Origin of the sequence: Candidatus Erwinia haradaeae (assembly GCF_900698995.1) — a bacterium.
GTDB lineage: Bacteria > Pseudomonadota > Gammaproteobacteria > Enterobacterales > Enterobacteriaceae > Erwinia_E > Erwinia_E haradaeae_C.
In genome coordinates, this window is sequence record NZ_LR217735.1 from 688,632 (window position 1) to 711,893 (window position 23,262).

Consider the following 23,262-nt stretch of genomic DNA (forward strand, 5'->3'; position numbering starts at 1 on the left):
TAATTACTAATACTAAATATTTAAGATGATATTTAGATATCAATCTTTAATTATAAATTAGTAAAATATAATTTTATGTTTTAGTATTTACTACTGATTGTCGTAAGTATTTTACGTATACTGGTTTACAATTAAACGATAATGCATGATAAGTCATTAATATTTAAATATTCGCTTATGATTCCGAAAGTATTCCTTGATAAGAATTCTTATCTTCTTAGATATATTAATCGTCTTAAATTATTGCTTATTAATGAAGGTGTTGATATTTATCATAAAAAGTGTGACTTATTAATTATTCTCTTTGATATATGATCATTTTAATATATGTACTCTTGATACTACACTAAAGTCATTATACTAATAATCACATCGTATCTACGATGGATAAAATAATTTAAACATAAAATATACAATTTATTTTTGATGATAGTGTATTTAGATACGCTAACTATTTAAAATCTATATATCGATATAGTTATGGATAAACTATGAGCAAAATATATTCCGACAACTCTTTTACCATCGGTCATACTCCATTAATTCGACTGAATCGTATTGGTAATAAACGAATTCTTGTAAAAGTTGAGTCACGAAATCCAAGTTTTAGTGTTAAATGTCGTATTGGTTCTAGTATGATTTGGGACGCAGAAAAACGTGGTATTCTCAAAAAAAATATTGAATTAGTTGAGCCAACTAGTGGAAATACTGGAATCGCCTTAGCATATGTAGCAGCAGCACGAGGATATCATTTAACACTGACTATGCCTGAAACAATGAGCATAGAGCGTCAAAAATTATTAAAAGCATTAGGAGCTCATGTAGTTCTCACTGAAGGTTTGCAGGGTATGAAAGGAGCCATTAAAAAATCAGAAGAAATTGTTGCCACCAATCCAAATAAATACCTTTTGCTACAGCAGTTTAATAATCCCGCAAATCCAGCGATTCATGAAAGCACAACTGGACCAGAAATTTGGAAAGATTGTGATGGAAATGTGGATGTATTTATCGCTGGTGTTGGTACTGGCGGGACTTTTACGGGGGTCAGCCGGTATCTCAAAAAAACTAAAGGACTAAAGAACCTTATTTCAATTGCAGTAGAACCAAGTGATTCTGCTGTTATCTCTCAAGTTCTTAATGGTAAGAAAATTAATCCGGGTCCACATAAAATCCAAGGTATTGGCGCTGGTTTTATTCCAAATAATCTCGATATGGATCTTATAGATCGCGTAATGGTTATTACAAATGAAGAAGCGATCTCCACCGCACGTCTTTTAATGCTACAAGAAGGTATTTTAGCAGGGATTTCTTCTGGAGCAGCTCTAGCTGCCGCCATAGCATTACAAAAGGAAAAATCGTTCTTAGAAAAAAATATCGTAGTTATTCTACCTTCATCTGCAGAACGTTATTTATCTACCAATTTATTTTCTGATCTTTAATTTTTAAATTTTACATAAGATACTTTACATTTGCAAAAAACTCCATTTAGGTTACGTATTTATTGAATATATTATATGCTTATTTTTTATGAAATTATTAAATAAAAACCTTTTTGATTGCTTTCCAAGTTTAATACATATTTGTATTGTAAAATATAAAATATATTTATTTTAATATTAGATATCATCTAGATAATTTCAAGATTTCGCATGATCCTATATTAGGAATAATTTTTCTAAAAAATTTTCTAAAAATCATTCGGTCTATAATAAAAAATAAAGCTTATAATTGATAAACGATGACTTTTTATGTTTTATTTTATCCAGTAGTAATCTTTATTTAGATAGTTTATGTTAAACAATATGGATTGGAAATACTTTTTATACTTTTTTTATTTTTATTATTTATTTTTATAATAGTAAAATATAGTAAAAATTTTTAGTTCTTTGGAGAGGTTATAAAATTATAGATATATCAAAAAAACTAATAACTTTATGTATCAAATTTCACAGTTTATTTTAAATATTTAAAATAGCGTGTATCTTTAATGGTGCTGATACCCAGATTCGGACTGGGGACCTCACCCTTACCAAGGGTGTGCTCTGCCTACTGAGCTATATCAGCATATTTGGAGCGGAAAACGGGAATCGAACCCGTATCATCAGCTTGGAAGGCTGAGGTAATCCCATTATACGATATCCGCTACTTAAAAGGCTTGTTATATCCAGGAGATATTTGTAATTTATATTCTATTACTTTACATCTTGTCATACTTTATAATTTATTTCATAAATAATCAGAAGAATATTTATTAATATTATCTTCTAAAATAATGGTGGTGGGAGAAGGATTCGAACCTTCGAAGTCGATGACGACAGATTTACAGTCTGCTCCCTTTGGCCACTCGGGAATCCCACCAATACCTTGACTTTTAAAATGGTGCCGGCTACCGGAATCGAACTGGTGACCTACTGATTACAAGTCAGTCGCTCTACCAACTGAGCTAAACCGGCATTAATTAATTATTAGTTTAAAAAGAGTGAGGCAGATATGCAACAAAAATTTACATATTTATTTAAAAAAATGCATATATGCACAAATAATCACATAAATAGTGCTCTATCAAAGAGCATTCTGTAATTTACAATTACTTTAATCTAGTGTACTATAAAATATAATGCTATTATTAGTGCATATGTAGCATATATCTCATAATCCTAACATATAAGTTAATACATCGTTTTTAGTTTTTCCTGCATGATTAGCTGCTATTAATCCTAAATTACGCATAATCTTTATTGATAGACACTGATTACTAAAGGTTCGGTATAATAAATCAATCCAATTTTGCATCAGAAGATTATCTTTTTGACGCTGATACTGATAGCGTTGCAAGACATTTATTGACCACCAATGATCCGACTGATAGCGAGCCTCTTTAAGAATTGTAATTAAGGCAGATACATCACGATAACCTAAGTTAACACCTTGTCCTGTGAGTGGATGAACGGTATGCGCTGCATCGCCAACTAATACTAATCCTGGTAATATATAATTCATAGCGTGACTACGATTTAGTACGAATGAACCAGCTATTATCGGCATGATGTTTCCAACACGATCCGGAAAATTTAGACGGATCTCACGTGTTAGCTGTAACATATTCATTAATTGTAGTTTTTTAATATAATCATGCTTTCCATACCATACTAACGATGCCCAATATCCAAATAATGGCAAAAAAGCACGAGGACCTTCAGGAGTTAATTGTTGCCAAGTAATGTTCCCGGGATGATCAAAACAACGGACGCTGATCAGCATACAGGATTGTGCATATTGCCCACTATAGGTTCTAATATTAGCTAATTTTTTTACCTGTGAATTCTCTCCATCTGCACCAACGACAAGATATGCCTGTAAGATTTTACCATTATCTAAAGAAATCTGCCAAATTCCATTTATTTTTTGTAAATTTTTTAAGCGTGTTTTATATAATACCAATACATTTTGATAATATAATCGTTTCGATAATGCATATTTTAATACATGATTTTCAACTATATAACCAAGCTCGGTTAAACCTAAAGACCTAGCATCTAATGTTACTCGCGCCATAGGACATTCCCAGATCTCTTGCACACGATATGGAGCACAACGCATACGAAGAACCTGTGGCCAAACTTCTAACTGCTTTAATAAATTAACTGAAGCTCTGCTGATAGCTGAAACTCGAAGACCTGGATTAGATAATGGATTAAAATTAGGCGCATCTTCCTGTTCAATGACCGCAACATCAAAACCATATCTTGTTAAACCATTGGCTAATGCTGCCCCTGTTAACCCGCCCCCAATTATCACCACCTCCACAGTCTGTTGCATCTGCAATATAATCCTGTCATTAAAGCATTTTTAATTATTATAACGCTATACCTAATAAAATCAGTTTTATATAAACATGATAGGTTTTATGTAACTATCGATCTATTAGTAGTGATAGAGTAGATTTTTAAGAAAAACTTTCTAAAATATTCCTTATTATACTCTTATAAATAATAATTTAATATTAAAAACTTTTTTTAAAAAAGTATTTCTATATACACTCCAGTGATAAAGATTGAAATAAAAATAAATTTATAAAACCCATTCAAAATTTTATTTTGCTTGATCGATACAGCAGAATGTAACATTGAGTTTGCATATTAAACTAATTATATCAGAATAATCTTTATCTAACAAAGAATATAATCAAACCTCTATTAAACAGACACTATATAAAAACTGATAGCTTAAATATAAAAATAGTATTGCAATCTATAACAATTCTTTAATTGCATGATTATAGAGAGGTTTGGAATAATTATGGCAACTATAATTAAAATAAAAATTAAAGTAAAAAACAAGAACTTACTTTAAAATTCTAACTTAGAACGCTTTTCTTAAAAATATATCGCTCCGAGAGGATGAATAAAAAAATCACATATCTTTTACTAAAAAATCATAATTGTATTTTTCTAGAGAAACAAATATATTTAATATTACAGATTAACCTAAAGATTATTGCATATCAAATTATCAAGAATTATATACAGATAAAAATAGTAGTTTACAGTATCTTGCATAAGCATAAATCCTTATATTCTAATAAACTTTTAGATATACCTATTAACTATAATCTAACTTGCAGAAGCCTTATCAATAGAGACCAAATGAATAGTAAATTTATTACAATCGAGGGATTAGAGGGGGCAGGGAAAACAACATCATGCCGTATAGTGGCGAAGATACTATATAAATATGGTATTGATGATATTATCCATACGCGCGAACCAGGTGGTACACCACTATCAGAGAAGTTGCGTCAATTACTCAAAAACGATATGCATAACAAAGAGAGCCTAACACATTACGCTGAGTTATTTGTCGTATCTGCGGCACGCGTTCAATTAGTAGAGAATGTAATAAAACCAGCATTAGCTCGAGGAACATGGGTGATAGGAGATCGTCATGAGCTATCCTCACAGGCATATCAAGGAGGGGGTCGTAAGATTAGTCATGATTTTATTCGTTGTTTAAAAGAAGAGACTCTTGGTAATTTTACACCAGACCTAACGTTATATTTAGATATTCCTCCTGAAACTAGTTTACAGCGAGTAAAAGAGCGCGGACAATTAGACCGAATTGAGAAAGAATCATTACATTTTTTTACTAGAATTCGCAACCAATATTTGGCTATAGCTCAATCCGATACAAGAATTTACACTATCGATGCAAATCGCTCAAAGGCAAAGGTTAAAACTGATATAGAAAACATTATTAATCGGTGGTTGCGAGAGATTAATTAAGTCCATAAGCCATCTTATATTAGATAATTTAAGATAGCTAAATCTTTTAAATATATCAAAATATTTAGGCACATCATGATATGAATCATATAAAACCATGTATCTTTTCAACAAACAAGAAATCAAATACTCAATAGTCATTTTTTAGAATAAATTTCTAGATTATAAAGCGCGTATGTAAATGATGATCAAGATATAATCTCATTCAATACTAATGACAATAGCCTAAAATTATCTAAGCAATAGATTTATTGATACATAAAAATAATAGAGATTTTGCAGTTAAAAATAAGTAAGATAAACAAAATAATTAACAGAAAATGTACATCTTCCTAAGTAAACTAATTATTTAATTGCATTAAATACCGTATAAGACAATTTTAGAAGCATATGCTAAATAAAATTTAGCATATAAAAGTATGTCATAATGCAGATTGATTGCTAACATATGATCAACTAATATTTTTAAATTTTTTTATGAATGAGAGATTCATAAAAAATATAATACATTTTAAATTATAACATAAGTTATTACTGCTATTGAATAATAGATATTATTTCATTGCAACACATAGGGTATTACACAATATGAGTTATATTAAATTAATAGTTGGACTTGCTAATCCCGGAGAGGAATACGCCAAGACTCGGCATAATGCCGGAGCATGGTATATTAATAAGTTAGCTAAACGTCATAATCAAATCTTACAAGAAAAAAAAAATTTTTTGGTTATACAGCACATTTAACGATAGATAATAAAGAAATATGGCTATTAATCCCAACAACGTTTATGAATCATAGCGGAAAATCGGTGATCGCTATTTCACTATATTATAAAATTCCTATTAGTAATATTCTCATAGTACACGATGAATTATATCTTCCACCGGGTGTTGCAAAATTTAAACAAAATGGTACTCACGGAGGGCATAATGGTCTAAAAGACATTATCAAAAATTTAGGTAATAATACACAGTTTCATCGCCTACGTATTGGTGTTGGATATCCAGAAGATCGTGATAAATTCATAGAATTTGTCTTAGGTAAACCAGAAATAACAGAAAAAAAACTCATTGACAGTGCAATTAATGAAGCAATTTTTTGTACGGAGCTCTGGTTAACAGAAAATCGAATAAAAGCAATTAATCGCCTACATTGTTTTAAAGCGATTTAATCTTTAAATCTGAGTTATTATAAACAAAAACCTCTGATAATTTTTAGATAATTAACATCCTTATTCAGAGAATACTTCTTAAATATTCTACATCTAGAATACTATAAAAATAAATTTCATTAAATTATCTATATACTAATCTTAACCCCTGCTTAATAAAATATTTAGAATCTATATTCTATACAATAGGTATTTTATATAATATATAAAATCTAAATAGTTAAGTGGTGCATTTTTAAAATTAAGATTTAATATCTATTAGACATACATTGATTAGAAAATCTAGATATGTACATGATCATAAAAACTATAAAATTTAACACCTATTTAAAACTTTTAATATATGCAAAGCTTTAATTATAATTACAAATTGTATATAATCTAATTATCTAAGCAGATATATACTATATAGTATATTGTATACAAAATTTATACTAATATAATAATAGTATATTATATTATAATTTTATAAAAATTGATTAATATTTTAATTGATCTCTACGTTAATAGCAAAGAAATATTATAGCAAAAAAATAAGTTAGTAGTTTCTATTTTTTTATGTATAAAAAATACTTATATCTATAAAAGATTGTATTGCATACTTCACATAATACATTTTTAATAAATTTTATGATTATATGTAAGATAGATAGAGGATAGGTTCTATTAAAGAGATAAATAATTATTTTGTTAATAGAATAATCTATATCTATATCTATATCTATATCTAGGAAGATAATGTAAGAAAAATAATAATTTTAATTTTTATAGTTATAGTAATAATCTCTTATCTGTATTTCAAGAAAATAATATTCGTTCACAAAGTTAACATAAAAGTAATGCTTTTAATTGTAGTTAGTTGATAAATAAATAAATCCTATTTTTCTTTCTGCGCCGAGAATATCATAGTAACTTTAAACATATTCTACAATACAAAGCAGTTCTACAAAATCCAGACAACTCTAAAATGGGAAATATACTTACTTACTTATATCTGTAGACAATTAATCTTCAACATATAAAAAAGATCCGGCTGCAAATGTAATATGTTTTTATTATTTCTATATCCGACTATCATTATGAGGCATGTGCTCTCATGGCTTGTATTAAGGCACAAGATAAACTAGAAATCTCATTAGTTTATTTAAAATACGCTCGTGCTTAAGCACATAAAAATTAAAGTGATAATTAGACTATTATATTTTTGATATTTTTTAAAAATAGATACAAGAATTTTTGATTTAATTTCTATGACTTGTGATAGAAGTATTAGTCTAAAATCTCTTTTAAAAAGAACTATATAATTATGTCAATTTTAACAATCTATTTTATGCTGAAATTATTCTATTACTGATATTTTTAATAAACACTAAAATGATGAATAGGTAAAATATAAACAATCTATAAGAAATAATGCTTATTATTTTATTACATTTATACGGAATAATATTGCTATTTTATAGATAAAATCTGTTTCGTGAAAATTATTTTACGCTTCTCAAAAGCTCTATAAATGTTATATAGACAACTCTTTCACTGTTTTTTGTCTCGCAAGGAATGACTAGTTATTTAGGTACAAGATTGTTATCTTTTTGAAATGAAAACTCACTTTAGCAAAATAATTCCAATTAAATCTTAAAATATTTAACTCTGTATAGTGAGGTTGAATAATGATTAACGTATTACAACTTTACTATCTTGTTGTAATATTAAAAACTTAATACAATTCTAAATTATTTTTTACAAGCTATTCATTCTCTATATGCAGAGTTTAATAAAGCACAGAGTACCATTTTTTAATACAAATTTTATATATTGGCGCTATAATAGTTTTTATATCAGATTCAAGTTAAACTACATACTATCTAAATTATAAAATGATATTAAGATCTTTATATATTAATAATAAAAGCTAATTACTTGATTAATATTAGCTCAACTAAGATAAAGCTTACTAAGCTATAAAATATAAAATATAAAATATAAAATGATTGCAAAATAAATTACAAATATAATCCAATAGACATGAGGAAAAATTTTGTTTACTGTATAAAAAATTAGAACTCAATTTTGACAATCTTAAATAAAATAAATATTTTATCTTCTGTCTTTCTAATTTGCTCTATTTTTTTTCTTTAATATCATATTAATAGCACTAATAACTGGATACCAAAAAATATTCTAAAAACAAAAATTCTGTAGTAAGAGTGACCAATGCAAGTGTTTTATAAGTGATTAGGAAAATTAATCCTCAAGAATCACCATAGCGCAAGCGTATTTTTTTTCATCAGATAACGTAACATGAATACGTGTTACACATAAAGTTTGTGCTATCATTTTTGCATTTTTTAAAAAACATAAGTAAGGTCTACCTAAATTGTCATGGAACGTTTCTATTTGATTGAACGCTAAACCATCTCTCATGCCAATGCCAAATGCCTTAACAGTTGCCTCTTTTACTGCAAAACGTTTAGCAAGAAAAAGTGATGGTTTGATATTTGTCTTATACTGCCCAAATTCAATATCACTTAATATACGCTCTGCAAATCGGTCACCTACCTTCTCGATTACCGCATCTATCCTGATAATCTCCACGATGTCAATTCCTATACCACGAATAGACATTATGAAGTAACACCAAGTAGTTTCTTCATATTTTATTTGACCCTATATATCCGATACACATAAAGTTATCTTTTTTCTGTTATTTTTTTGAAACTGCAGAAAAAATATGCCAATTCTGACTGATCTATCCACCATCTAGTTGCACTAATAATAATATTTATTTTAGATATTATTATTAGTGCAACTAGATGGAAATAAAATCTCTATGTAAAAATAGTTACATTTTTCTAATAATCTTCTATGATCAAAAAAATATTAACCAAAACAAAATGATAACACTGATTTTTTAGACACCATCACTAAAAAGTAACCATCTCTAACACAACATTATGCGTTTAGTTGAATATAATATTAATTTTATTATAAAACAGTTCCTATTTTAATTATAATTAAAAATTTAAATAATGTTTATGTATACGAATTACTAAATAAATTTCGTGCATTACAATGATCAATAAGGCCTATTAGATCGCTTATGTTACTTTCAGTTACCTTATAATATGAATAATAAGCACAAAAATATTAATGCTCCATTATTATCTAAAAATTATAAATCATTAACAGAAAATAAGATATTTACTGATTATTTATTTAATTTAATTAGGGTCAATCTTGACTTAACCTAAAGTGTTGTTCAGACTGATCACGATTATTCTCATTGTAAAAAGACATTCTACATTTTAAAAAGCCGCTACTTACTTATATACATTCCTAGATTCTGTATACGGTAGACATAGCATTTTATATATCAATTTTCATCTATCCTTTAATCTTGAAGCTTATCTCAGTAGATGCCTCTCAAAAAACAATTATAGATTTTCATTGAATAGATTTCTAGATTTACCACGATCATGAATCACGCGCAAAATAGTCTGATGAAGATGAGAATCTGACATTTTTCTATATACAATATTTTTATGCATTGATAATTTATATATCATAGCGTTATATACTATTTAAATATAGTAAAAATTTTTTTATAATATGTATTATTATACAGATAAAAATCACTAATGGCTTAATACTAATAGCGCATAATACGATCAATAACCTCAATCAATCCAAATGGATTGATGCATCTTTTGTTAATTCGGAATTAAGTAATTATTTATTGCTATATTAATATTATGTATTTACTTTAAATTACTATTTATGATCTTATAATATATAAGATTTAATTAATATTAGTATATTGATCTTAAACCATCTGGCCGCGTTTTAAATCGACGATGTAACCACATATATTGATTTGGAGCTCGCATAATTTCACGTTCAATAATTTGATTGATATATCTAGCTGCCTGCAGTTTATTTTCTATTGGATAATCTTTAAGCTCTTCGTGTATAATTAACTCATAACCACTGCAATCATTTTTCCGAACTAATACAACAGGCATGAGTATAGGTTTTGCTAAGCGTGCAAGCACCCAAGTCCCACTAGTTGTAGCCACATCAGGAACAGCAAACCACTGAACAAAAACACTACCATTTGGACCATAATCTTGATCTGGCGCAAACCAAACAGTATCACCATCTTTCAGTGCATGTACTATACCACGTAAGTTACGTCGGTCTATCATTGCCTTATTAGAACGCATTCTACCTCTAGTCTGGACCCATTCTATTACTTTATTATTATGTGGACGATAAATAGCTGTCATCGGATGACACAGACCCATGGTTCGACCACCCATTTCAAGCGACAAAAAATGCACACCAATCATAAGAATTCCTCGACCAGTTTCTTGTGCAGCGCGCAAATGATTAAGACCTTCAACGTTAAACCAATGCTTGATGCGTCGATCAGACCAGAACCAAGCCATACCTGTTTCTAATAACCCCATTCCTAGAGATTCAAAATTACTGCTGATTAGACTTTCTAATTCATCTCTATCCATATCCGGAAAGCAAAGTTCTAGATTACGACGTACAATATACATACGGCGATGCATAAAACGCATAGAAAAGCGACCCATCCAAGTGCCTATCCGATATAATAAAGGATATGGAAGCCGAACTAAAATAAACAAAATACTAATACCACACCAAGTTAGCCAATAACGAGGACGTATAAAATCTCTATGAAAATTTGATGCCTGATGCATATATACTCATATACATATTAGTTGGTTAACTTAGAATTTTTTAAAAACTAGTAGAATGTTTTTGGAATTAGAATATATAAAAACGAATATAATTATATTCGCAAAAGAAATTCTTATTATACCTGTTATAGATAATACTTATATTTATCTATAACAGGTATATAATAATTTCTGATCGAAGAATGCTACTTAAATTATCTACAAGCAATATAAAATAAGTATTTTGTTAATAATTTTTAAAAAATATCACCTTATGATCTATCATCATATAACATGACAATTCACTATGATTAATATTTATGTATATAAACTATTTTTAAAATATAAAATTACCTAATTATATTAAGCATGTCAAATTATTAGCGCATGTCCATCCTATGCGTGATGCTTAGAAATATTTATGCTCTGAATTATTTTTATCATATGTCGAGCAATAAAGTCAGATGATGCCTTTTGTAACTATTGTCTTAATTGAATATCTATAAAATTTTATATATATACTGTATCTAATATTTTGATACAGAAGTACAACTATTATCACGCTATTAACTAATAACCACTCCAAAATAATAAAAATAAAAAAGATATTTGTGGACTTCTTATTACAAATAAAAATAATTCTAAACCTCAATTAACATGATTAATCTAATAATCATGTTAATATAGAATATATATTTTTTTCCTTAAAATATTTCGCACTATCTGAATCTGATATTTTGGATCAAGTAGATATTAGATATTAAGTAAACTATAGATATTTTTATCTTTTGCTATATCCATACTATAACATCATGCATTAAATATAAAAAAAACAAAACCACTAAATTTAATAATGCAGCATATACTATTTTTATCTAAAGTAGAATAACAAAAATCTTTGACTATATATCTCGATTCTTTTTAGGTAAAATTTAGATAAATATATATATTTACTATAATATAAATATTATCAAATATTTATATTATAAGTTATGCATATAATTTGAGATGAAAACAAAAATACAAAAAAATGGTTATATACCGTGCAGCATATAACCATGTCATAGAAATTGTAATACACGCTACACATCTCACAAAATAATAATTTAGATATAAATTAGTCAGATCTCAGTCTATAGAAAAATTGTACATAAAACTAATTAGTAAATCTCTATAAATAGTGTGATAAGATAGTATCTTAAAGTATTATCTCATTAAAAATACAAATTGGTCCTCCTGATTGTTTGACTTTTTCATAAATCTGCATACCTATGTAGGTAGGTGATATTTTTTTAGATTTTTAAGAAAATTAAAGAATAATAATAGAATTTTATATACTTGTAATATTTTCTTAACATCTTTAGTATTGTTTGTTAAATTATAGATAGCCTAATCATAGCTTAACTATAAAAGATCAGAATAGTTTAATTATTTGTTTAATATATCTACATCAATAAAATATTATAACTACAACCTTCAAAATATTGTAATAACTTTTATTATACATAAAATTATATATCTATATAGTTAATCAAAATACTATCTGATGATTAATATATACTAAGAAACGATAATACATATAATGTTATATTTTTTGCTAGATATACTTTTTCTATATTAAATACAATCTATTTAGTATGTATTATCGTTTCTTTAGATACTAATATTGAAAATATTTAACTCAGTATTTTATTTTTTATAAAATAACAGAATAACAATTCGTTCTAATCAAATATTAGAAAAATTAAAAAAGTATAGCATACTACTACATCTAAAATAATGTACAAGCTAACAACAAAATACTTTCTCGCTATAAAATATATATACTATTAACATTATTTTATGATTCTAACATATGTTTGTTAGATGATATAAATTTTACAAATAAGCTAAAAATACTCTCAAGCAATTATTCTATATAAAACAAATGAGTAAATATCTATGTAAAAACAATCTAACTATATATTTTATTAACTTATATTTAGGATCTCTATTCTTACAAATAAGAATATTACAAATAAAATGCAAGAAAAAATACAACAGAATATATACAGACTTATTCTGCACTCTGCCAAATATTAACTAGATTAGTTAATCTAAAAAGCTCGCGAAGATCAAAACAGCGGATCATGAAAATAAAACACACTCAAACATTTTTGTCTGTAAACGACATCAATAACGGTAATTACAGTTTGTAATGAAGATAGCTCAATTATCTATTGTTTTATAAATTATTTTCTGCAAGTTTTTATATTAGTCAAATACAGAAATATAATTTAGAATATATAATTTTATTAAAATTACCTATTTATTATTTAATAATAAATAGGTAATAGCTGCATGCTGTGATATATAATATGAGCTATCTATTTTAGATTACACTAAATGTGCACTATATTATATCTAGGTTTAATGTCATTATAAATTTATAACCTCAATTCATAAACAATACATTGCATAAAAATATCTTCAAAAGATAAAATATCCAAATAAAAATTCGCGATAATCTATAAAATCTAAACATTAAAAAATTTTGTTTATTTAATACCTTGATGATTGAATAAACGCTAATTTTTTAAAATTTTAAAATTTTAAAAAAAATATATTTTATATTAACCTTAATTGCACTGTCTGCACTAAATAAATTTAAATTTTTTAAATTTGTTAATTTTAAATAACATATTGATACATGTAGACTTTTAAAACCTATAACAATATTATCAATAGATATTTGTATTACCTTCAGATTATTTTTACCTATAAAAAATTATATAAAACCTTTAAAAATAAAAATTTTCATATAAAAATAGACTGTATATTCTATCAAATTATAATGTATCTGTAATAATTCTATATTTTTTTATCTGACTAAAATCATTCACCGTATTGGAATTTTAGCGGTATAAAAAAATAAAATACTTGATTAATATAAAGATTATACAAATTATATCTTAATTGATTTAAAAAATACTCTGTCAAAAATATACTTTTTTACCAATCTAGATAAAAAGAATTATATCAAAAAATATTTCAATACTTTTCTGAGGATTCATTAATAATCAATTAATCATAAAATTATTTAATTGTTTCAATAATCTACCTAATACTTTGATACTCTTTTTATTATAGTATAAACTATATAAAATTACATATATTAAAAATCTAGTGTTCTATTTATATACTATTTTCTGATATGACGCCATATCATTATTAATTGTCCAATACACAATAAATACGCTTATCATATTCAGAATCTACTAAAAAGTGCTAAATTTTAGTTATGATAAATACTAATTAATCTGTAGTCTTTTACAGACTAATAAAGGTGCTTATTTTGTAGATCTAAGCGCATTTTTTCGTTATAATATAAACCAGCCAATTATTGAGCACTAGTCATGATTATAATTACAGAATCTGCCCAAAAACATTTTTCTAAACTGCTATCCAAACAACCTGATGGTACTCAAATTCGTGTATTCGTTCTCAATCCAGGAACCCCTGCTGCTGAGTGTGGCGTTTCTTACTGCGCAATAGATGAGATTAGTGCACATGATATCGAGTTAAAATTTGATAAATTATCAGCATTTATTGATAATAACAGCATCGCTTATCTCAAAGATGCTGAAATTGACTATATCGTGAATCAAATAGATGCTCAGTTAACATTAAAAGCGCCTTATGCTAGAGTAGGAAAAATTAGTGATGACGCCTCACTTTTTGATCGTGTAGAGTGGGTTTTACAAACACAAATCAATCCCCAGTTAGCAAGACATGGTGGGAGAGTGACTGTGGTTGATATTAATAATGAAGGATATGTTATCTTAAAATTTAGCGGAGGTTGTAATGGTTGTGCAATGGTTAATATAACCATCAAGGACAGTATTGAAAAAGAGCTATTATCTAAATTTTCAGAACTAAAAGGTGTAAAAGACCTTACTGAGCATCAGCATGGTAACCATTCATTTTATTAATGACATCAAGCATTGTGGCTGATAATAAGATTTAAGACACCTAAAAATATATCAGTTGATGAGTAAATTTAAGTAACAGTATTTTATGACATAAGTATATGATTTAATATAAAAATAAACTGCAGTCTAGTGATTCGACTATTTTTTATCAAATCATTTTCTTAATACTATTATTTTAGTTATCGTAATAACTGCTAAATATCTACATTTTAATATATAATTAATAAAAACATAAAAATTCAAAGAGTTATAATCGAATGATTATATGTATTATATATAATATATATAATAAGTTGTATTGATTTACCAAAATTAATATTTTAATAAATTATTAATAGCATTAAAATTGTTTTAAAAATAATTTTTTATTAAAAGACTTAATTTTATTTATTGATATTTTGTATCAATAAAAACCTATTTAACGGAATAATCAATTATTCTATACGAATAAAATCAATATGTTGAATTTTTTCTTTAAATGGATGACGTTGTATAGCGTGTACTTTAACTTGAATGCCTACACCTTCTATCATGATAGTTAAAATATCTTTATAAAAATGAGTCTTTAACTGCATATTCATAATTAATTCTTGATTAAGTATTATAGAATTAGGAGTTGTATGTCCACCGTAGATAATTGCAGGTAATTTATCCGCTTTACGTAAACGACGACTTGAGCCTTTGCCATATGTCTTACGGTTTTCAGCATGAATAATAAACATATAAATTCTCTTTAAGTGATATAATTGTTGTATTAGCAGCTTAGAATGTAGATTGTTTGTATGCAGATTTTATAGTCTTATAGAGATTAATCACTTTGTATTAATTTAGTTATAGATACACATATTTTAAATATCTATTTTATAATTATTTCAAAAAGTTCATGTAATATACATTAATATATTTCTACTATAATAATAGTCTTTATATGTCACTTTATTTATTTTATGTCTCTTTTATTATAAATGATAAATAGCTTTTATTTCTTATCAAAATTAACTGATAGTGTACATGCGATATAATATATAAAAATATTTTTATCACTATTGTATATATATAATATAATTACTTCAAAGATCTTTACTTAAAAATATAATTTCATGAAATAATTTTATTTATTTTAATATATATTAAAAACAATATCACATATATTAACAAGGTTTGAATCTGAAGATCACTAAAAATCTAAAAACCTAGCATATTTAATTATCTATTCTAAAGAAATGATCTATTCTAAAAGTCATTTTTTACCAAGAAACAATCTTTTAATGATGCCCGAACTTGGAATCGAACCAAGGACACGGGGATTTTCAGTCCCCTGCTCTACCGACTGAGCTATCCGGGCTATATAATTTATTACATCGTAAACGCTTGTAAGTGTCAATTCTTTTATTATGTAGCATGCCCACATAAATCCAATTCTAATATCATTATATTAATACTAGTTAATCATGTAATCATTACTATGATTTCACATCTCATAAAGGTTATCATAGAAGCATACACACATAAATATATATAATCTAACACAATTAATTAATGATGTTTTTATTATCTATCGAAAAAATGCAAACTACTTAATTTTTTATCTACAGATCATGATAAAAATTAAAAATTATATTACAATAATTATAATCTAATATGTAACTTATGTTATGATTTTATATATATTTTATATTTATACAATCTATCTACATTATTCTAATAGCACAAAAATCGGTAACTATAATACTAAGTAAATATTTGATATTTGTTAGCAACATCTTTGAATTTTATAATAATACCAGTAAAAATAGGAAATTTTTTTGATAAAATGTCTTTATAATGTTATTAACATATTATTAATATATAATATTTACATACTTTGATCAAATCATTAAGTGTCATCAAAGATCTTCAATGTTATCAATCTCACATATAATACCCACAATCCTCCAATCTATATTAACTGTATTAAGCACTTATTATTTTTTATAAAAATTTTTATATTTATATTTTTGATATATATCTAATAGTATATAATATACCACACTTATTAATGGTAAATATCAAAATTAAAAATATAATAATTACATGCTAGTATGTATTTTTAATTTTATTTTCGCCAAAAATAGACTCATCATTTATCTCATAAAATCTCTTACAAAAATATTCTATATATCTGATATAATTTTTATTTTTAGTAAAAATGGTGCCCGGAGCGGGACTTGAACCCGCATAGCTATAAGCCGAGGGATTTTAAGTCCCTTGTGTATACCAATTTCACCACCCGGGCTAGATATACTAAATATAAAAATGGAGGCGCATCTCGGAGTCGAACCGAGGTGGACGGATTTGCAGTCCGTAGCATAACCACTCTGCCAATGCGCCTGAATATCGATTATTATAATATAACTTTCTGAACATTTTGTTTTTGTGTTTGATAAAAGACAGATTTTTTTAATTTTATGTCAATTCTAAATACTACTAATAGTAGTTAAAATTCAATATCCTTCATCTCTACATATAGAAAGAAATATTTTTATTTTTATTCATTATGTATGATACTTTAACAAAATCTAGATAAACAAATACTGTTTATAAAAAATAATAAAGCATTAAAGATATAAAATCAATAAATAACATTTTATTAGTATATAAACACGAGTTAATTAAATTTTTTTTAATTATTTATTAATATTTTGTAAAAATTTTTGCTTATTCCTCTCTAAACCAGTAATGTCGTGAAATATAGAAATATTGTAACATAGACCACAATGTTAGAACTGCTGCAATGTATAATGCTATAATACCGACTACTTTTATAATACTATTTGGATGCCAAAGCAACACAAATAACGCCAGCATTTGTGTAGTTGTTTTAGCCTTGCCAGTCCATGATACTGCTACACTGTTACGTTTTCCTATTTCCGCCATCCATTCACGCAAAGCAGAAATAATAATTTCACGAGAAATGATAATAGATACTGGCAGAGTAATCCACCAAGAATGAAAGCATTCAGTTATCAATATTAATGCCATTACAACCATGATTTTATCTGCTACTGGATCAAGAAAAGCACCTAATTGTGTTGTCTGTTTCCATCGGCGCGCAAGAAAACCATCAAACCAATCCGTAACTGCCGCACAGATAAAGATTAACGCACAAACTAAATGACCCCATTTAAATGGCAAGTAAAAAACTAATACAAAAAATGGTATCAATACTATACGCAATAAAGTTATTAGGGTTGGAATATTCAGTAACATAGATACCCTAATTGGCTCTATTAAGTCAATTATCTTTAAGTACTATTCTGAGAATAATATATATTATATATGAAAATATAATTTTACTACCTATACTGCTAGGTGGCACTTATAAGCATTTCAGTCATAATTATTTTTGCACCCATTGATATTACATAATATACATTATTACTCTCCTGTAAAAGGATTGATAAATAGAATTATTGATTTAATTTTGAATATAATTCTCTAATAAACTTATTTTATCATAATCACATAATACTGACTTGTATTGTACTAACATACATAATATCTTAATTATGCATTTATTTTATTTTCCTTGATAAATTTCAAAGATCTATAATAATATTATTATACTATTTTTTAAAAAACTATGAATGATATGCACAGTAGGTAAGCTTTTGGGTAATATGATTTCTGTTTTTTGCGCATTGATTAATAATTTTCTAATTATAAGTGATATTGCAAATATTTAGCAGCCTTATGGTTAAGCGAACGAGTGCTTCAACATCTTTTCTGAGGACCCCAAAAAAGTTTTATCATATCTCAACTGATTTTTATTATTATCCATAAGAACAGAATATACATTCTATAATATTTTCTATCTTCTTTGAAATTATATCCTTAGGTTTTACTGTTTTTGTTGTATAATAATTTTCAAATCATTATATTAATAATAATCATATAAGAATGATATTTTCCTATAACAATTCTGATTTATCACATATTATAAATTCAAAAATTATTTATTGATCATCGTGTAAATGATATTATAAGATTTAATGCAATTAATGAGTTGTAATTATATAACCTGTATTAATTTCGTATATTATTACAATTTTTAACACAATACTGCAATATATATAAAACTTATAGAAATGCATTATTTTTATAAAACATAGATAATTGTAGTTAATTACTTTTAAAAATGTTTTCTAATGCAAATACATCTATGAATAATCTTTATGAAAAATAATCACTATGTGATATATAAAATATAAGATTAATAATAGCAATAGAGGGTAAATTATAATTTATATTACTTTATATGTAAAACTGTCCTATAAAGATCTAAACAATTTTAGAATAATTAATAACGGTAAAAATTATTAGAAATTATTATAGCTATCTAAAATAATTCATAGCACAATTAATAATATATTAATTGTGCTATACTAAAATTGAAATTCATCCAAAATTCCTCTAAATACTTGCCCTATCAAAAATAAATAAAACTTATAGCAAGAGAAAACCTAAATTTCATGCTATAAACGAACAACTGATAAAATCATAACAAACTAAAAGTTTTTTATGATTTTATCTAACAATCTCAACATCAAATAATGCGCACTATTTTAAAAAATTTATACAAAAAATTTAGAAAACTCTTTTTTCAGTAGTTAATTCTAATAAAAAATCTAAATAATAAATAGTAATTTTAATGGATACTGAACATAATAATGCAAGTAATTTTATTAAATTATTGTAATATATCTATTACACTAGGGATATTTTAACGAGAATCCTTTTTTTGCTGCGCTATAAAAATTACCAAAAATTTATAACCTTATCATATTTATTGGCAATCTTTATTTAGATCACTTTGTAATGATAATTTAGTCTAAACTCTATTATAGAGCACAGACATAAGAAAAACTTTATATAATTAAATAATAGTCTTATATATTTATAATCTTGAAAAATCTCTTTTTTTATTACTGTCTCGGATAATGCTAATTATTCTCTTAAAACGAGCATCATCTGGTTGTTTATAATTCATCAGCCAACTAAATAAGTCAGGATCATTATTCTCTAATAGTTCCGAAAAGAGTCTTTTATCTCTTTTATTGAGTAAGTGAAAATTATCATTAAAGAATGGAATAATTAACAAATCAAGCTCCCGCATGCCTCGATAGCATGCCCAATGAATACGCGCTTTATTTGTACTATTGATCTTCATTTTTATTTTTATACTTATTAATGGTTAGTAACTTATTTGATTATTACTGAGGTATGACACATATTTTTTGTTTAACATAACCTAGATTTATTTTTTGTTTTCTCTGAAGTTTTTTGCAGAATGGATCAAAACCATATCAACCTTGAGTTGCTAAACGCAGAAAATAATGCTTTCTTGTCTATTTTTTCAAGCATTATTATCCTAATTATATTTAAAATATTTCTAGTATAGAGGTTACATATAATTATATAAATAAAGAAGACTGCATTCGCTTTATGTATCACATTAAACTTTACGATATAAAAAGGCATAACCCTGTATATAATAGTTAAATCATTTAAATTATTTATTTTTACTACATCGTGCTCTAAATAAATAATTGCCTGATTTAAAACACAGAATTTTTATTTTCAAAAATACATCACTATTCTCAGGGAGATAAGATATGGAAATGCAAACATGGAGTCTAGAAGCTCAACGCATTCATAAAGCGTTAATAGCTTGTGGTCTTGAAACCCCCTTTCAATCATCTCAAAAAGAAACAGATAACACTAAACGAAAAAAAATCATTGCTCAGCATATAGCTTCAATCATGCAATCATTAGATCTAGACTTACAAGATCCTAGTCTTTCACAAACACCACAACGTATTGCTAAAATGTATGTTGATGAGATATTTTCTGGTTTAAATTACGCTAATTTTCCGAAAATTACTTTAATTGACAATATAGTAAAAACTGATGAAATCATAATTGTGCGTAACATTAACTTAACTAGTATCTGTGAACATCATTTTGTGATGATTGATGGTAAAGCCACAGTTTCATATATTCCACAAGATAAAGTTATTGGTTTATCTAAAATAAATCGTATTGTTCAATTTTTTTCACGTCGACCTCAGGTACAAGAAAGACTCATTCAGCAAATTTTTATAGCATTACAAATACTGCTCAATACTTCTCATGTAGCCGTCTCAATTGAGGCAACTCACTATTGCGTTAAGGGCCGAGGTGTTCGTGATATTACCAGCACTACAATAACCACTTCTCTTGGCGGATTATTCAAATCTAGTGATAACACCAGACAGGAGTTTTTACAATCAGTAAATCATACTTAACCCATTAGTCATAAGATCAACAAATATATAGCAATATTTACTATATATCAGTTACTATTTATATAATATTCTATAATAATGAATCATATAAAATAGTCTGCAGGTTATCTTAACGGTGATATAAAACAATTAATATTATCAATCCTATTATTTTTAGTTAAATTTAAAATAAAAGAAGAAAATAGGTATTAATAATATAATATAGATGTAATTAGTTATGTCGCAAAATAACCACCTAATAACATTTATTAGATATCACTTCTAAAAAAGCCTCATATGCTATTCATTGAGTTTTATTCTTAACATTAAAGATGATTCTAAGATTATTAAAGTAAATGTATATAAATTCAATTGTTATATTTTTAGTATCTACAGCGATAATTTCACCACTAAGTATAATATACAAGTCATTCGGTCTATGTAATGTTCGATAACAGAAGAGGCAACACTGTAGATGATAAGTATCATGTCTTTTACATAATGTTTAATTAAAATATAAATATATTAATATTTCTCATTCATCAGGAAAAATCATTAATGTTATCAAGAACAAATATTTATTTTTATATTTTTATGCGAGTAAAACCACCGATCGATAATCTTTCTGTTTCTAACCTTTCTGTTACGGATAATTGTACTGTATGCTAATTGCAAAAAACATTAATTTTCTTCAGAATACAGTACAATAGAAGATACTTTGTGATGAACTAAAAATATAAGCACAATATTATATATTATAAATAACAATCATAAGTAAAAGATTCTTATCTTTTTGAAAATTACAGGAAAAGTTAAAATAATATAAAAAATATAAAATAGATACATCAACATATATATCTGATTATCACAAAATATTAAAGGCAGTTGTAACATGGCTGACACCATGAACTTTGCGCGCAATTTCTACTGCAGTGATAGCTTCCATATTTGTTACGGCACCTAAAAGAAATACTTCACTATTTTCAGTATGAACTTTAATATGTGAAGATTTTACCTGATTATTGTAGAATAATTGAGAAAGAACCTTAGTAGTGATCCAAATATCAGAAGAGGTAGTATTTGAGTCTACCTGCTTTGTAAGACGAATCTCGTTATATACTTCACGCGTACCATTGAGAGCCATAGCAATCTTTTGAGCACACTGTGATAAAGTAATATCTGGCGTTTGACCAGTTAGTAAGACTCTGCCTTGATAAACAGTAGCAACTATGTGCGAAAATCGTTGAATTTGTTTGTTTTGATGCAAGTCATGCATTATACGAAATTCTAAAGTTGCGTCATCGATCTGAGTTCCTAAAGTCCTTGGATCACTGATCGCTTTAGTTGCTACTGCTGCGCTAACAATAATGCCAGCCATGCAACCTTGTAATATTAGTACTATAACAATAAGCATACATCTAGATAGTATCTGCACTTAGGCTCCTTTAATATATTATAACTTGCACTAAACATGTTTTATGAAAGAGTCAGAGATAGTAGATTTTTACATATCTACTATCTCTGACTCTTTCTCTACGATTCTTAGATCTTTATAGTAATATTCACCGAACCTAAAAATTCATAGTATTACTGCATACCAAGTTAAAATAATAATCATACTATATATATTAATTAATTTTTAAAAATTTTAATCATATGATCAAATATCATTTTAGCATACTAAAAAGTATGCTTTCATTCTATCAAATATACTTAATAGATATAGATTTATCAACCTATTCATAAGTTAATATCTTTAATAAAAAGCTTTCTCGAAACTTATAGATAAGGCATAGCATTTAGACATAACTATATTCTCT

General features: G+C 26.3%; 11 protein-coding genes, 7 tRNA genes and 1 pseudogene. 5 read left to right on the forward strand and 14 right to left on the reverse strand.

What is annotated here, in order from left to right; genetic code table 11:
* Window positions 1-491: 491 nt before the first annotated feature.
* Window positions 492-1,439: a cysteine synthase A gene (gene cysK, locus ERCISPPA3004_RS02150; protein ID WP_157990478.1), complete on the forward strand. Its 948-nt coding sequence runs from the start codon at window positions 492-494 to the stop codon at window positions 1,437-1,439.
* A gap of 549 nt (window positions 1,440-1,988) precedes the next feature.
* Here cysK and ERCISPPA3004_RS02155 read toward each other — a convergent pair.
* The 5 genes from ERCISPPA3004_RS02155 to ERCISPPA3004_RS02175 all read right to left on the reverse strand — a co-directional run bounded on the left by ERCISPPA3004_RS02155 (window position 1,989) and on the right by ERCISPPA3004_RS02175 (window position 3,819).
* Window positions 1,989-2,064, reverse strand: a tRNA-Thr gene (locus ERCISPPA3004_RS02155).
* Window positions 2,065-2,069: 5 nt separating this feature from the next.
* A tRNA-Gly gene (locus ERCISPPA3004_RS02160) sits at window positions 2,070-2,143 on the reverse strand.
* 130 nt (window positions 2,144-2,273) lie between these two features.
* Window positions 2,274-2,358, reverse strand: a tRNA-Tyr gene (locus ERCISPPA3004_RS02165).
* A 19-nt stretch (window positions 2,359-2,377) separates the two neighbouring features.
* Window positions 2,378-2,453: transfer RNA gene (locus ERCISPPA3004_RS02170), tRNA-Thr, on the reverse strand.
* Between the two features lie 196 nt (window positions 2,454-2,649).
* Complete coding sequence (locus ERCISPPA3004_RS02175; RefSeq protein WP_157990479.1) at window positions 2,650-3,819, reverse strand: FAD-dependent monooxygenase; 1,170 nt, start codon at window positions 3,817-3,819, stop codon at window positions 2,650-2,652.
* A gap of 827 nt (window positions 3,820-4,646) precedes the next feature.
* Between ERCISPPA3004_RS02175 and tmk the strand changes: the two genes are divergently transcribed.
* Entirely contained in the window at window positions 4,647-5,282 is a 636-nt protein-coding gene (gene tmk, locus ERCISPPA3004_RS02180) for a dTMP kinase (protein WP_157990480.1), read from the forward strand.
* Window positions 5,283-5,870: 588 nt separating this feature from the next.
* Window positions 5,871-6,457: pseudogene (gene pth / locus ERCISPPA3004_RS02185) on the forward strand (aminoacyl-tRNA hydrolase).
* A gap of 2,244 nt (window positions 6,458-8,701) precedes the next feature.
* Here the strand turns inward: pth and acpS are convergent.
* Window positions 8,702-9,082 (reverse strand): holo-ACP synthase, encoded by a 381-nt coding sequence (gene acpS / locus ERCISPPA3004_RS02190; RefSeq protein ID WP_157990481.1) that lies wholly within the window; start codon window positions 9,080-9,082, stop codon window positions 8,702-8,704.
* A gap of 1,184 nt (window positions 9,083-10,266) precedes the next feature.
* Window positions 10,267-11,187 carry a kdo(2)-lipid IV(A) palmitoleoyltransferase gene (gene lpxP, locus ERCISPPA3004_RS02195; protein WP_157990482.1) on the reverse strand — a complete coding sequence of 307 codons (921 nt, stop codon included), beginning with the start codon at window positions 11,185-11,187 and terminating at the stop codon, window positions 10,267-10,269.
* 3,374 nt (window positions 11,188-14,561) lie between these two features.
* On the opposite strand from lpxP, the gene nfuA reads away from it, so the two are divergent.
* A complete protein-coding gene (gene nfuA, locus ERCISPPA3004_RS02200; protein ID WP_157990483.1) occupies window positions 14,562-15,137 on the forward strand; it encodes a Fe-S biogenesis protein NfuA in 576 nt (191 codons plus the stop codon).
* Between the two features lie 434 nt (window positions 15,138-15,571).
* Here nfuA and rplY read toward each other — a convergent pair whose 3' ends face one another.
* From rplY to ERCISPPA3004_RS02230, 6 genes are all read right to left on the reverse strand, one after another.
* Entirely contained in the window at window positions 15,572-15,859 is a 288-nt protein-coding gene (gene rplY / locus ERCISPPA3004_RS02205) for a 50S ribosomal protein L25 (protein ID WP_157990484.1), read from the reverse strand.
* Window positions 15,860-16,409: 550 nt separating this feature from the next.
* Window positions 16,410-16,482: transfer RNA gene (locus ERCISPPA3004_RS02210), tRNA-Phe, on the reverse strand.
* An 844-nt stretch (window positions 16,483-17,326) separates the two neighbouring features.
* Window positions 17,327-17,412, reverse strand: a tRNA-Leu gene (locus tag ERCISPPA3004_RS02215).
* 21 nt (window positions 17,413-17,433) lie between these two features.
* Window positions 17,434-17,507: transfer RNA gene (locus tag ERCISPPA3004_RS02220), tRNA-Cys, on the reverse strand.
* A 327-nt stretch (window positions 17,508-17,834) separates the two neighbouring features.
* Window positions 17,835-18,386: a CDP-diacylglycerol--glycerol-3-phosphate 3-phosphatidyltransferase gene (gene pgsA, locus ERCISPPA3004_RS02225; protein WP_157990485.1), complete on the reverse strand. Its 552-nt coding sequence runs from the start codon at window positions 18,384-18,386 to the stop codon at window positions 17,835-17,837.
* A 1,687-nt stretch (window positions 18,387-20,073) separates the two neighbouring features.
* Complete coding sequence (locus tag ERCISPPA3004_RS02230; RefSeq protein WP_415017145.1) at window positions 20,074-20,340, reverse strand: FAD assembly factor SdhE; 267 nt, start codon at window positions 20,338-20,340, stop codon at window positions 20,074-20,076.
* Between the two features lie 457 nt (window positions 20,341-20,797).
* On the opposite strand from ERCISPPA3004_RS02230, the gene folE reads away from it, so the two are divergent.
* Window positions 20,798-21,463 (forward strand): GTP cyclohydrolase I FolE, encoded by a 666-nt coding sequence (folE, locus tag ERCISPPA3004_RS02235; RefSeq protein ID WP_157990685.1) that lies wholly within the window; start codon window positions 20,798-20,800, stop codon window positions 21,461-21,463.
* Window positions 21,464-22,307: 844 nt separating this feature from the next.
* Here folE and dolP read toward each other — a convergent pair.
* The gene (gene dolP / locus ERCISPPA3004_RS02240; RefSeq protein ID WP_157990686.1) at window positions 22,308-22,856 is read right to left on the reverse strand and encodes a division/outer membrane stress-associated lipid-binding lipoprotein; all 549 of its coding nucleotides are present in this window, start codon (window positions 22,854-22,856) and stop codon (window positions 22,308-22,310) included.
* Between the last annotated feature and the right edge of the window lie 406 nt (window positions 22,857-23,262).